The organism is Micromonospora sp. NPDC049679 (genome assembly GCF_040659735.1).
Lineage (GTDB): Bacteria > Actinomycetota > Actinomycetes > Mycobacteriales > Micromonosporaceae > Micromonospora_I.
This window is the reverse complement of record NZ_JBFANZ010000025.1, coordinates 17,555-29,764: the sequence shown is the minus strand read 5'-3', so window position 1 is coordinate 29,764 and position 12,210 is coordinate 17,555. Positions and strand designations below refer to the sequence as shown.

Sequence of the window (12,210 nt, the reverse complement as noted above, 5' to 3'; positions counted from 1 at the left end):
CGTGGGCTCTGTGGCATGCTAAGCCGTCCGTATCGCGTCCCAACCCCCCGGCGGTCCCCCTTGCTCCATCTTGCTCAGCGCGTCGCCAAGCGCGCGGGGCAATCCGTACCGTTGGCCCAGGCATATACCGGCCGCGCCAACAGCTTCGGATTTCTCCGGCTCTGTTTCGCCTTCGCTGTCGTCCTCGCGCACGCGGCCGTCCTCGGGTACGTCCGTCCTCTGACGACCGTGATCGATATTCCCGGTCTCGCGGTAGCCGGATTCTTCGGCATTTCCGGGTTCCTCATCACGCGCAGCGCGCGGCGCACGTCGCTGCCCCGTTACCTGTGGCACCGGGGCCTGCGGATCTGGCCCGGGCTGTGGGTCTGCCTGCTGTTCACCGGTTTCGTCGTGGCGCCGGCGCTGTGGCACCTGAAGCACGGCACCCTCGACGGGTTGTGGCGGTCGAAGCGCGGGGTCATCGACTACCTGCAGGCCAACTGGTGGGGCGGACACCGGCAGGGCGGGATCCGCGACATTTTCCGGGACACGCCGTACGGCATGAAGATCCGGAGCAGCCTGCTCAACGGTTCCCTCTGGACGTTGGCGTACGAGATCACCTGCTATCTGATCGTCGCGGTGCTCGCGGTGGTGGGGATCCTTCGCCGGGCGCGGTGGCTCGTTCTGCTCTTCACGGTCTTCGTCTTCGGTGTGCTCTGCTGGAACCACTACGCGCAGCTGCGCTTCGGCCACCCGGCCGTGCCGTTGAACGGCACCGTCTGGTGGGGGGAGATGCCGCTGCTGGGCACCCTCGGCAAGCGGTGGTTCCTCATCTACGGCTTCATGTTCCTCGCCGGGGCGGCCGCCGAGCTCTACAGCCACCGGCTCCCGATCAACGACCTGCTCGGGGTCGCCGCCATGGCCGTGATCTGCTGGTACGCCTTCAACGGCGAGTTGTTCGGTCCCGGTCTGTTGGCCTACCAGTACGTCATCCTCTATCTGGCGGTGCGGCTGCCCGCGGTGCTGCACCGCGTCGGGCAGGTCAACGATTATTCGTACGGCGTCTACATCTATTCGTTCGTCGTGCAGCAGACGATGGCGAGGTTCGGCGTGCAGGCGTTGGGCTACTGGGGATTCGCGCTGTCGACCGGCGCGGTCAGCTTCGGGTTGGCGTTCCTCTCCTGGCATCTGGTCGAGAAGCAGGCACTGCGCTTGAAGGACTGGCGGCCACGGCTGCCGCGCCGCGGCGGCGCCGACGACGGCGACACGCAACGGCCGGAGACGGGGGCGGGCGCGCAGGTTGCGACGCCGCTCGTCACCACGGGGAGGTAGGGCCCGGGCGGGTCGGGAGTTCACCGCGCGAAGATCGGTCCGCCGTACGCGAAACGTCGCGTGCGGCGGACCTTTTCGTCGCGGCGGCAGGGTAGGTTTTTCCCAAGCGATATTGTCCGGCCGCAGGGCGTAGGCCGGAGGCTTGAGGGAGGAACCCAGATGGCTACCCGTGACACCGGCGGTCAGTCGCAGCCCGGCAAGGCGCGTCGCGACGAGGAGATCGACGAGGCGACCGCCGAGGCCAACCCGGAGGTCGCCGAGCGGCACGCCGAGATCACCGAGGACGTCGACGATCTGCTCGACGAAATCGACTCCGTACTGGAGGAGAACGCCGAGGAGTTCGTGCGGGGTTACGTGCAAAAAGGGGGCGAGTGAGAGGAACGCCCGTTATCTCCGGTCGACATCGCGCATCGGACCGTGATGATCGCACCTGACGGGTGCGGGGATATTCTGCTTCAACTGCAACGGCGGGCTCGGTCAGGCCGGGACATCTCGGCACCAACCGGGCCAAGACGATCACGTACCTGAAGGGAACCACGTGGCAGCGGGTTTTGATCCATCCGGGCGTCTTCCCGATGTCTTCACCAACGCGGGGACGTCCTCCTTCACCCAGTTCCTGAGCAGGGTGGCGCCCGAGATGTTGCCCGGCCGCCGGCCGTTGCCGCCGGGGCTCGCCGCCGACCTCGCCCCGCACGCCACCACGATCGTCGCCATCGCCACTGCCGGTGGCGTGGTGATGGCCGGCGACCGGCGGGCGACGATGGGCAACCTGATCGCCAGCCGCGACATCGAGAAGGTGCACCCCGCCGACGCCTACTCGCTCATCGGCATCGCCGGCACCGCGGGGATCGGCATCGAGTTGATGCGGCTGTTCCAGGTGGAGCTCGAGCACTACGAGAAGATCGAGGGGGCGGTGCTCTCCCTCGACGGCAAGGCCAACCGGCTCGCCTCGATGATCCGCGGAAACCTCGGCGCCGCGATGCAGGGGCTGGCGGTGATCCCGCTCTTCGCCGGCTTCGACCTGGCCGCCACCGACCCGGCCCGCGCCGGCCGCATCTTCAGCTTCGACGTCACGGGCGGCCCCTACGAGGAGACCGGCTACGACGCCATCGGCTCCGGTTCGCTCTTCGCCAAGTCCGCGTTGAAGAAGCGCTTCCGCCCCGGGCTGAGCACCGAGGACGCCGTACGGCTCGCCGTCGAGGCACTCTACGACGCGGCCGACGACGACACCGCCACCGGCGGCCCCGACCTGTCCCGAAAGATCTACCCCGTCGTCATGACCGCGACCGCGGAGGGCACCCACCGGCTGACCGAGACCGAGATGGCCGCGGTCGCCGAAGCGGTGGTCGCCGGCCGTATGGAGAACCCCGGGGGCTGACCCCGCCGCCCACCATCGCACCCCGTCAGACCAGGTCGAAGGAGAACCGCCGCCGTGGCAATGCAGTTCTACGCCTCGCCCGAGCAGATCATGCGGGACCGCTCCGAGCTCGCCCGCAAGGGCATTGCCCGTGGGCGGAGCGCCGTGGTGCTCAGCTACGAGGGCGGCGTGCTCTTCGTGGCGGAGAACCTGTCCAGCGCCCTGCACAAGGTCAGTGAGATCTACGACCGGATCGGCTTCGCCGCCGTCGGGCGCTACAACGAGTTCGAGAACCTGCGCCGCGCCGGCGTGCGGATGGCCGATCTCAACGGGCTCAGCTACGACCGGCGCGACGTCACCGGCCGCGCCCTCGCCAACGCGTACGCGCAGACGCTCGGCGCGATCTTCACCGAGCAGTCGAAGCCGTTCGAGGTGGAGATCTGCGTGGCGGAGGTGGGGCTGACGCCCGACGACGACGAGATCTACCGCCTCACGTACGACGGGTCGGTCAACGACGAGCCCGGCTGCATGGCGATGGGCGGCCAGGCGGACGCGATCTCCGGCGTGCTGCGCTCCAGCCACCGGGCGGACATGCCGCTGAGCGACGCGGTGAAGCTCGCTCTGCAGGCGCTGAGCAGCGTCGGCGGTGAAGGGGGCGCAGCCCGCACGATCGCGGCCAACCAACTGGAGGTCGCGATCCTGGACCGGCGGCGCAAGGGTCGTACCTTCCGCCGCATCACCGGCGCCGCGTTGACCGCGCTCCTCGACGGCGACGCGGCGGCCAAGGTCGCCGAGCCGGGAGAGGCGCGCGACGAGCCCCCGAAAACCCCGGAGCCGGGGCCGCAGAAGCCGATCGCGTCCGCCGCCTCGGCAGATCTCGAGGACAAGGCCGACAACCCGCGCGACGAGTAACGACTCCGAGCGGTAACGATGGCGCCCGCGGTTCGCGGGCGCCATCGGCATTGTGGCCCAGGCCTGTCGGCCCCGCGTCGTGTCGGCCCCGGCGCGCCGGCCGCCCTCGGCGGTCTGCGCACCGACACCTGTCGAGCGCCGAGGCCTGTCGAGCTGATGGCACAGACGGTTCAGCTCGACAGCGACCCGCGGGTGGTCAGATCCAGCGGCGCACGGCGCTCCAGTACGCCGACATGGAGGCGTTGAGGAGTCGCACGCCCGGCGGGTTGATCAGCGGAGTGTTGAACCGGTCGGTGAGGACCCGCATCCACTCCCGGTCCGGGACGGTGCGCTCGGCCTGCACGATCCGTCGACGCTCACGCAGATGCCGGCGGTGTCGCCAGAGCCAGCCGTACCCGCGCAGCTTGTCGCGGATCCAGCCCTCCTTGACCGCGAGCAGCAGCATGACCGCTTCGAGCGCGAGCAGGGGCGGCGCGAGCAGCAGCAGCGACCGCCGACCCCAGAGAGTCGCCACGAACATCAGGCGGTTCCGCTCGACCAGGTAGTACTTGAAGCTGTTCCGGCTGAACTCGTAGCGGTGCAAGGCGACCGCGTCGGGCACGTTGACCACCCGCAGCCCGACCCGCCAGGTGCGGATCGAGAGGTCCGCGTCCTCGTGGTACGCGAAGTAGTGGGGGTCGAAGCCGCCGAGCCGGTCCCAATGCGCCCGGGTGGTCACCAGGCAGGCGCCCATCGCCCCGGCCGTCTCGGTCGGCTCCACCCGCGTCTCCCGCTGCCGGAAGCCGCCGATCCAGCTCACTCCCAGCACGTGCACCTCGTTGCCATTGGAGTTGAGCAGATCCGGCTCGTCGGCCAGCCGGACGGCGCCGGCCGCGATCCCGATATCCGGCTTGCCGAGCTCCTCGACCAGTCGGGACAGCGTGTTCGGCTCGACGATCGCGTCGCCGTTGACCAGCGCCACGTACTCGCCGTGCGACGCGGCGACGCCGAGGTTGCAGCCGGCGGAGAAGCCGAGGTTCTCGCCCTCGCCCACGACCACCACGCCGGGGAGCTTGCCGAGCACCTCGACGTCGTCGGTGGTGCAGCCGTTGTCGACGAGGATCACCTCGACGTCCACCTTGGCCGAGGCGAGCAGCGTCTCGACCGACCGGCGCAACAACGGCTCGGCCTTCCAGGCGAGGACGATCGCACTGACCTGCGGCAGATTGCTGGCGTCCGCGCTGGCCGTCCCGTCGGACATGTCGGAGTTCTCCTGGTGCGTGTGGGGGGAGGGTGCACTATACCGGGAGCGCCACGCCGGCTCGCAAGGCGTCGGCGAGCATGTCGTGCCAGTCCCGCATGGGCGGCAGGCCGGCGAGCTGCCACCGTGTGTGCCCCAGCACGCTGTACGCCGGCCGGGGCGCCGGGCGACGGAACCGCTCGCTGGTCGTCGGGTGGATCCGGTCGGGGTCCAGGCCGCGTAGCGCGTACGCGGCGCGAGCCAGGCCGTACCACGTGGTCTGCCCGGAGGCGGTGCCGTGGTAAACGCCGGCCGGAGCGAGCCCGGCCCGGGCGGCGTCGCCGAGCGCGACGAGCCGCTGCGCCAGATCGAACGACCACGTCGGCTGGCCGTGCTGGTCGTCGACGACGTCGAGCTGCTCCCGCTCCACGGCCAGGCGCAGCATGGTGGCGACGAAGTTGGCGCCGTGCGCGCCGTAGAGCCACGCCGTGCGCACGACGTAGCCGCTCTCCGGCAGCAGCCGGACCACGGCCCGCTCGCCGGCGAGTTTGCTGCGGCCGTAGGCGTTGACCGGCGAGGTCGGGCCGTCCTCCCGGTACGGGGCGGCGGCGTCGCCGGGGAAGACATAGTCGGTCGACACGTGGATCAGTCGACCGCCACCGCGGGCACAGGCCGTGGCGAGGTGTGCCACCCCGTCACCGTTGATCGCGGTAGCCGCGGCCTCGTCGGTCTCCGCGCCGTCGACGTCGGTCCAGGCCGCCGCGTTGACGACGACGTCGTGGCCGGCGACGGCCGCGGCGACCGCGTCCGGATCGGTGATGTCCAGGTCGGCGCGGGTCGCCGCGGTTACCGTCAGGTCGTCACGGGCGGCGAGCACGGCGAGCAGATCCCGCCCCAACATGCCCCCGGCCCCGGTGACGAGCCAGCGCCCGCTCATGCCACGCCGGCGCGGGCCTTGAGCGGCTCCCACCAGGCCCGGTTGTCCCGGTACCACTGCACGGTCTCGGTCAGGCCGCGCTCCAGGTCGATGCTCGGCGCGTACCCCAGCTCTTCGCTGATCTTGCTGATGTCCAGCGAGTAGCGGCGGTCGTGCCCCTTGCGGTCGGCGACCGGCACGACCCGGTCCCATCCCACGCCGCAGGCCTCCAACAGCCGTCCGGTCAGCTCCTTGTTGGTGAGCTCCGTCCCGCCACCGATGTGGTAGACCTCGCCGGCCCGCCCCTTCTCCTGAACCAGGGCGATCCCGACGCAGTGGTCGTGGACGTGCAGCCAGTCGCGGATGTTGCCACCGTCACCGTAGAGCGGCACGGTGCCGCCGTCGAGCAGGTTGGTGACGAAGAGCGGGATCACCTTCTCCGGGAACTGGTACGGCCCGTAGTTGTTGGAGCAGCGGGTCAGGACGACGTCCATGCCGTGCGTGCGGTGGTAGGAGAGGGCGAGCAGGTCGGAGCCGGCCTTGGAGGCCGAATACGGCGAGTTGGGCGAGAGCGGCCAGCCCTCGGTCCAGGAGCCCTCCTCGATCGAGCCGTAGACCTCGTCCGTGGAGACGTGCACGAACCGGCCGGTGCCGTGCCGCAGCGCGGCGTCGAGCAGCGTCTGGGTGCCGAGCACGTTGGTCGTGACGAACGGGGCGGCGCCGTTGATCGAGCGGTCGACGTGGGACTCGGCGGCGAAATGCACGATCACGTCGTGACCCGCGACGATCTCGTCGACGAGGGCGGGGTCACAGATGTCGCCCTGCACAAAGCGCAGCCGCGGATCATCCCGTACGACGGCGAGATTCTCCAGGTTGCCGGAGTAGGTCAGTTTGTCCAAAACCGTGACGGCACTGGGCGCGAGCTGCGGTGCGGTCGAGCCGGCGCCGCCAGGCGCGCCAGAAGGCCCGCTGAGCAGCATGCGCACGTACTCAGACCCGATGAATCCGGCTCCGCCGGTGACGAGGATCCTCACGGGTCCGGGAGTCTACGCGACGGACGGACGACAACCGGCAGGGTGCGTCGGCGACAGCGCGTTGGAATGCCTGCCGGTAGGCTCCCGGCGTGCGTGGAATCCTTCTTGCCGGCGGCACCGGATCCCGGCTGTGGCCGATCACCCATGCGGTGTCAAAGCAGCTTATGCCGGTCTTCGACAAGCCGATGGTCTACTACCCGCTCTCCACCCTCGTCATGTCGGGAGTGCGGGAGATCCTGGTGATCACCACCCCGGAGGATCAGAGCCAGTTCCAGCGGCTGCTCGGCGACGGCAGCCAGTTCGGGCTGCGGCTGGAATACACGACGCAGGCGAAGCCCGAGGGGATCGCCCAGGCCTTCGTCCTGGGTGCGGATTTCATCGGTGACGAGTCCGTCGCGCTCATTCTCGGCGACAACATCTTCCACGGCGTCGGCCTCGGCCGGCAGTTGGCCAGCCACGGAGACCTGGTCGGTGGCCGGGTCTTCGCCTACCCGGTCGCCAACCCGCAGGAGTACGGCGTGGTCCACTTCGACGCCGAGGGGCGGGTGCTCTCGATCGAGGAGAAGCCGGCCGCTCCGAAGTCCCGCTACGCGGTCCCCGGCCTGTACTTCTACGACAACCGCGTCGTGGAGATCGCCCGCAACCTGACCCCGAGCGCCCGCGGCGAGCTCGAGATCACGGCGGTCAACGAGGCGTACCGGGAAAAGGACCAGCTCACCGTCACCGTCCTCGACCGCGGCACCGCCTGGCTGGACACCGGCACATTCACCTCGATGATGCAGGCCGCCGAGTTCGTCCGGGTCATCGAAGAGCGGCAGGGCATGAAGATCGGCTGCGTCGAGGAGGTGGCGTGGCGGGCGGGGCTGATCGACGACGCCCAGCTGCGCGCGTTGGCCGAGCCGCTGACCAAGAGCGGATACGGCGACTATCTGCTCGGCCTGCTGACCGAGGCGCACGAGACGCCGAACGGGGGCGTGCAGCGATGAAGATCCGACCGCTCAGCATCGAGGGCGCGTGGGAGATCACCCCGCAGCAGCACGGTGACCCGCGCGGGCTGTTCATGGAGTGGTACCGGTTCGACCGGCTCGCGGCCGCGGTCGGACATCCGCTGCGGCTCGCCCAGGGCAACCTCTCGGTCTCCGCGCGCGGGGTCGTGCGCGGCATCCACTTCGCCGACGTGCCGCCCGGCCAGGCCAAGTACGTCACCTGCGTGCGCGGCACGGTCGTCGACGTGATCGTCGACATCCGGATCGGATCGCCGACCTTCGGCCAGTGGGAGGCGGTGCGCCTCGACGACGTGGACCGCCGCGCCGTCTACCTCGGCGAAGGGCTCGGGCACGGCTTCTGCGCGCTGACCGACGACGCGACGCTGAGCTACCTCTGCTCGACCACCTACAACCCGGCGGGCGAGCACGCGGTGCATCCGCTCGACCCCGAGCTGGCGATCGAATGGCCGGTGGAGACGCCGTTGCTCTCCGCGCGCGACGACGCGGCGCCGAGTCTCGCGCAGGCCCGCGAGGCGGGGCTGCTGCCGTCGTACGAGACGTGTCGGTCGTTTGTGGAGGGCCTGCGGCCAGGCGGAATGCCGTACTCGGAGGGAATTTAGGCACCGACAGGCGCGACGCCCTCGCCTGACAGTGACCATCCGGGGCCTCGGGCGGCTAATGTCTGTTCATGGAACGGCGAATCTTCGGGCTTGAGACCGAGTACGGCGTCACCTGCACCTACCGCGGACAGCGGCGGCTGTCGCCGGACGAGGTGGCCCGCTACCTGTTCCGCCGCGTCGTGTCCTGGGGACGCTCCAGCAACGTGTTCCTCCGCAACGGCGCCCGGCTCTACCTCGACGTGGGCTCCCACCCCGAATACGCGACCCCCGAGTGTGACTCCGTCGCGGACCTGGTCGCCCACGACCGGGCCGGGGAGCGGATCCTGGAGGGGTTGCTCGTCGACGCCGAGAAGCGGCTGCACGACGAGGGGATCGCGGGCGAGATCTACCTGTTCAAGAACAACACCGATTCCGCCGGCAACTCCTACGGCTGCCACGAGAACTACCTGGTGTCCCGGCACGGTGAGTTCGGGCGCCTGGCCGATGTGCTGATCCCGTTCCTGGTCACCCGGCAGTTGATCTGCGGCGCCGGCAAGGTGCTGCAGACACCGCGGGGCGCGGTGTACTGCCTGTCGCAGCGGGCCGAACACATCTGGGAAGGGGTGTCGTCGGCGACCACCCGGTCCCGGCCGATCATCAACACCCGCGACGAGCCGCATGCCGACGCCGAGCGCTACCGCCGCCTGCACGTCATCGTCGGTGACTCGAACATGAACGAGGTCACCACGCTGCTCAAGGTCGGCACCGCCGACCTCGTGCTGCGGATGATCGAGGCCGGCGTGGTGATGCGGGACCTGTCGCTGGAGAACCCGATCCGGGCGATCCGCGAGGTCTCGCACGACATCACCGGACGGCGCAAGATCCGGCTCGCCTCCAACAAGGAGGTGAGCGCGCTGGAGATCCAGCAGGAATACCTGAGCAAGGCCGCCGAGTTCGTGGAACGGCGCGGCGGCGACCAGACCGCGAAACGGGTGGTGGAGCTCTGGGGACGGGTGCTGCGCGCGGTGGAGACCGGTGATCTGGAGCCGGTGTCCCGCGAGATCGACTGGGTCACCAAGCTGCGCCTCATCGAGCGGTACCAGGCCAAGCACGACCTCCCGTTGTCGCACCCGCGGGTGGCGCAGATGGATCTGGCCTATCACGACGTGCGCCGTGGCCGCGGCCTCTACGCGCTGCTGGAGCGGCGCGGCCAGGTCGACCGCATCGCGACCGACCTGGAGATCTACGAGGCGAAGGAGACGCCGCCGCAGACCACCCGGGCGCGACTGCGCGGCGAGTTCATCCGGCACGCCCAGGAGAAGCGGCGCGACTTCACCGTCGACTGGGTGCATCTCAAGCTCAACGACCAGGCGCAGCGCACCGTGCTGTGCAAGGACCCGTTCCGGGCCTACGACGAGCGGGTGGAGCGGCTGATCGCGAGCATGTGACGGCGGGTACGCTCGATCGCGTTATGGCCTATCCCGAACCCTCCCGCGACGGCGCCGAGAGCGACCCCGCGCAGCCGCGCGCGAACTGGCTCGACCGCCGGCGGCAGAAGGTCGCGAACGAGATCGCGCGTAACCGACGCGGCGAGTACACCGTCCCGACCTGGGTGCTCGCGCTGGCGCTGGCGCTCATGGTGGGCGGCTGGATCGCGCTCATCGTGCTGAGCTGACCGCGTGGCGGTCCACCGGTGGGTGTTGCCCGGTCGGATCGGCGCTACAGCAGGGCGACGGCGTGCCGACCGGCGGCGGCCGCGGCGAGGAAGTATCCGTAGTCGGCGTCCAGCCCGCGCCCCATCGTCGACAGCGGCACGGGCGCGGCGCGCAGGGCCGCGTCCAGCCCGTCGCAGGCCACGCGGACCAGGCGGTGCCGTCCGGGGAACGCCGTTAGCGCGTCGTCCACCTGCGCGGCGAGCGTCGGGTCGAGACCCTCCGGCACGACCAGGTCCGCGCCGGCCAGGGCGACCCGCCCGTACGCCGTGACGCTGTGATGGGAGAGTCCGCGGTGCCGTGGGCGCGGGTCGGCGCCGGAGATGCGCAGCGAGCCGACGGGCCGTCCGCCGAGCGTCGCCGCCGCGTTGACCGCCTCGCCGACGCTGATGCCGGAGAACCCCCACCGGGTGCCGGTGCCCAGGTTGCCCGGCCCCTGCGCGACGATCGTGAGTTCGGCGCCGAGCGCGTGCCGGGCCGCCAGTAGTCCATTATGGATATTGGTCGCCTCCAGGTCGCCGCCGAACGCCTGGCCCACCGTGACGGTGCCGGCGAGCACGTCGCGCAGGCCCGCCAGGGTGCGGGAGAACCAGGCGGGGAGCGCTCCGCCGTCGGTCATCAGATAGGCGACCCGTACGCCCGGCCGGTCGGCGAGGGCACCGGCCAGGATGGCCGGCAGCGCCGAGTGCAGGTCGGCGGTGACCACGGGCATGCCGTCCAGGTCGTCCATGTCGGCGAGCGCCGCCCGGTGCGGTGACGCCTCCTCGTCCGCGCCCAGCAGGATCGCCTGCAGCGGGGTGTAGCGGGCCTTCACCAGGTGGCCCGCGTCGCGGGTGGTGCCCTCGTCCGGTGGATCGGCCGGCAACCGCTCCGGCAGCGCGACAACCAGCGCGTAGCCGCCCGTGCCCAATCCCATCACCAGCGCGCCGACGTTGAGCAGCACCCGGTCGCCCGGCTCGGGCTCGCCGACCAGCGACGGATAGGCCAGCGCGCGCAGCGTCCCGCCGTCGTCGACCGCCACGTCCAACTCGACCGCGCCGTGCCACCGCCGGCGTAGCGCCGTCACCGTGCCTGCTCGCCATCGCACCATGTCGGCACGCTATCGGCTCACCGGTCCCGGCCCGGGAGCGCGGGTGCCATGATCACGGCGCGCTGTCCCGCCGGGGCGGTACGCCGCCGCGCGTGGGGTCCAGGAAGACGTACCGGATGGCGGGGTAGCGGGCGGTGAGCCGGCGTTCCGCCTCGGTGGCGGCGGCCTCCACCTCCGCGGCGCTCGCGTGGTCCGCGAAGTCGAGCTTGGCCGCGACGAGGATGTCGTCCGGGCCGAGTTGCATGGTGAGCAGCGTGTCGACGCGCTCGACCGTCGGCACCCCGGCCAACTCGTCGTGGATCTCCGTGTGGATCCGCCGCGGGACCGCCCGCCCGACCAGCAGCGAGATATTGGTGCGGGCCAGCAGGGTGGCGACCACGAGCAGCAGCAGGCCGATCGTGATGGAGGCGAGCCCGTCCCAGAGTTCGTTCCCGGTGATCTGGGAGAGCGCGAGCCCCACCGCGGCGAACAGCAGGCCGGGGAGGGCCGCGCTGTCCTCCATCACCACGGCCCGCACGGTCGTGTCGCCGGTGAGTCGCAGGAAACGCCGCGGCGTCGTCCGCGAGCGCCGCGCCTCGCCCCGCACCTGCCGGACCGCGCGGATCAGCGAAGTCCCCTCCAGCACGAAGGCGGCCACCAATACGAGGTACGACGCCAGGTAGTCCCCGGTGTGCTGACCGGACCGGATCGTGCTGATTCCGCGCGCGACCGAGAAGCCGGCCCCGCCCACGAACAGGAAGACCGACGCCATCAGCGCCCAGACGTAGCTTTCCTTGCCGTACCCGAACGGGTGTCGGTCATCGGCCGGCCGACTGCCCCGCCGTAGCGCGATGAAGAGCAGCACCTCGGTGGTGGTGTCGGCGACCGAGTGCGCCGCCTCGGAGAGCATGGCGGCCGAGCCGGAGGCGAGGCCGGCGACGGCCTTGGCGATCGCGACGCCCAAATTGGCGCCGCCGGCGACGAGGACGGTGCGGACGCTGGCCGAGTTGCGTTCGTTGTCCGACACGGGCAGATTCTGCCGGATAGCGACGGCGCGGTCGGGCGTGATGGTGTGCACAGGCCGTGCCGCGGACG

13 protein-coding genes are annotated in these 12,210 nt (G+C 70.5%); 8 read left to right on the top strand and 5 right to left on the bottom strand.

Annotated features, from left to right (window positions below):
* Positions 1-15: 15 nt before the first annotated feature.
* The 4 genes from AB0J06_RS17600 to prcA all read left to right on the top strand — a co-directional run bounded on the left by AB0J06_RS17600 (position 16) and on the right by prcA (position 3,580).
* Positions 16-1,311 carry an acyltransferase gene (locus AB0J06_RS17600; protein ID WP_357429670.1) on the top strand — a complete coding sequence of 432 codons (1,296 nt, stop codon included), beginning with the start codon at positions 16-18 and terminating at the stop codon, positions 1,309-1,311.
* Between the two features lie 159 nt (positions 1,312-1,470).
* Positions 1,471-1,686 carry a ubiquitin-like protein Pup gene (locus tag AB0J06_RS17595; RefSeq protein WP_357429668.1) on the top strand — a complete coding sequence of 72 codons (216 nt, stop codon included), beginning with the start codon at positions 1,471-1,473 and terminating at the stop codon, positions 1,684-1,686.
* A 163-nt stretch (positions 1,687-1,849) separates the two neighbouring features.
* Positions 1,850-2,689: a proteasome subunit beta gene (gene prcB, locus AB0J06_RS17590; RefSeq protein WP_357429666.1), complete on the top strand. Its 840-nt coding sequence runs from the start codon at positions 1,850-1,852 to the stop codon at positions 2,687-2,689.
* Between the two features lie 54 nt (positions 2,690-2,743).
* Positions 2,744-3,580 (top strand): proteasome subunit alpha, encoded by an 837-nt coding sequence (gene prcA, locus AB0J06_RS17585; protein ID WP_357429664.1) that lies wholly within the window; start codon positions 2,744-2,746, stop codon positions 3,578-3,580.
* A 196-nt stretch (positions 3,581-3,776) separates the two neighbouring features.
* Here the strand turns inward: prcA and AB0J06_RS17580 are convergent, their stop codons facing one another.
* The 3 genes from AB0J06_RS17580 to rfbB are packed head-to-tail and all read right to left on the bottom strand — an operon-like array spanning position 3,777 to position 6,749.
* Positions 3,777-4,820 (bottom strand): glycosyltransferase family 2 protein, encoded by a 1,044-nt coding sequence (locus AB0J06_RS17580; RefSeq protein WP_357429662.1) that lies wholly within the window; start codon positions 4,818-4,820, stop codon positions 3,777-3,779.
* A gap of 37 nt (positions 4,821-4,857) precedes the next feature.
* Complete coding sequence (gene rfbD, locus AB0J06_RS17575; RefSeq protein WP_357429660.1) at positions 4,858-5,736, bottom strand: dTDP-4-dehydrorhamnose reductase; 879 nt, start codon at positions 5,734-5,736, stop codon at positions 4,858-4,860.
* Positions 5,733-6,749: a dTDP-glucose 4,6-dehydratase gene (gene rfbB, locus AB0J06_RS17570; protein WP_357429657.1), complete on the bottom strand. Its 1,017-nt coding sequence runs from the start codon at positions 6,747-6,749 to the stop codon at positions 5,733-5,735. Before rfbB ends, rfbD begins: the two co-directional genes overlap by 4 nt.
* Positions 6,750-6,838: 89 nt before the next feature.
* Here rfbB and rfbA point away from each other — a divergent pair, with 89 nt between their 5' ends.
* The 4 genes from rfbA (at position 6,839) to AB0J06_RS17550 (ending at position 10,009) form a co-directional block, all read left to right on the top strand.
* A complete protein-coding gene (rfbA, locus tag AB0J06_RS17565; RefSeq protein ID WP_357429655.1) occupies positions 6,839-7,735 on the top strand; it encodes a glucose-1-phosphate thymidylyltransferase RfbA in 897 nt (298 codons plus the stop codon).
* Positions 7,732-8,355, top strand: coding sequence for a dTDP-4-dehydrorhamnose 3,5-epimerase (rfbC, locus tag AB0J06_RS17560; protein ID WP_357429653.1), 624 nt, complete (start codon positions 7,732-7,734; stop codon positions 8,353-8,355). The genes rfbA and rfbC overlap by 4 nt, the downstream gene beginning before the upstream one ends.
* A gap of 68 nt (positions 8,356-8,423) precedes the next feature.
* Positions 8,424-9,782 carry a Pup--protein ligase gene (pafA, locus tag AB0J06_RS17555; RefSeq protein WP_357429651.1) on the top strand — a complete coding sequence of 453 codons (1,359 nt, stop codon included), beginning with the start codon at positions 8,424-8,426 and terminating at the stop codon, positions 9,780-9,782.
* Positions 9,783-9,805: 23 nt separating this feature from the next.
* A complete protein-coding gene (locus tag AB0J06_RS17550; RefSeq protein WP_357429649.1) occupies positions 9,806-10,009 on the top strand; it encodes a hypothetical protein in 204 nt (67 codons plus the stop codon).
* A gap of 44 nt (positions 10,010-10,053) precedes the next feature.
* Here the strand turns inward: AB0J06_RS17550 and AB0J06_RS17545 are convergent, their stop codons facing one another.
* Positions 10,054-11,136 carry a DUF3866 family protein gene (locus AB0J06_RS17545; protein ID WP_357429647.1) on the bottom strand — a complete coding sequence of 361 codons (1,083 nt, stop codon included), beginning with the start codon at positions 11,134-11,136 and terminating at the stop codon, positions 10,054-10,056.
* A 52-nt stretch (positions 11,137-11,188) separates the two neighbouring features.
* The gene (locus AB0J06_RS17540) at positions 11,189-12,142 is read right to left on the bottom strand and encodes a cation diffusion facilitator family transporter (protein ID WP_357429645.1); all 954 of its coding nucleotides are present in this window, start codon (positions 12,140-12,142) and stop codon (positions 11,189-11,191) included.
* Positions 12,143-12,210 lie beyond the last annotated feature (68 nt).

Bases quoted from the DNA above. Each gene is read 5' to 3' on its own strand.
- AB0J06_RS17600 (WP_357429670.1), top strand. From the start codon at position 16: ATGCTAAGCCGTCCGTATCGCGTCCCAACCCCCCGGCGGTCCCCCTTG.
- AB0J06_RS17595 (WP_357429668.1), top strand. From the start codon at position 1,471: ATGGCTACCCGTGACACCGGCGGTCAGTCGCAGCCCGGCAAGGCGCGT.
- AB0J06_RS17580 (WP_357429662.1), bottom strand. From the start codon at position 4,820: ATGTCCGACGGGACGGCCAGCGCGGACGCCAGCAATCTGCCGCAGGTC.
- rfbD (WP_357429660.1), bottom strand. From the start codon at position 5,736: ATGAGCGGGCGCTGGCTCGTCACCGGGGCCGGGGGCATGTTGGGGCGG.
- rfbC (WP_357429653.1), top strand. From the start codon at position 7,732: ATGAAGATCCGACCGCTCAGCATCGAGGGCGCGTGGGAGATCACCCCG.
- pafA (WP_357429651.1), top strand. From the start codon at position 8,424: ATGGAACGGCGAATCTTCGGGCTTGAGACCGAGTACGGCGTCACCTGC.
- AB0J06_RS17550 (WP_357429649.1), top strand. From the start codon at position 9,806: ATGGCCTATCCCGAACCCTCCCGCGACGGCGCCGAGAGCGACCCCGCG.
- AB0J06_RS17545 (WP_357429647.1), bottom strand. From the start codon at position 11,136: ATGGTGCGATGGCGAGCAGGCACGGTGACGGCGCTACGCCGGCGGTGG.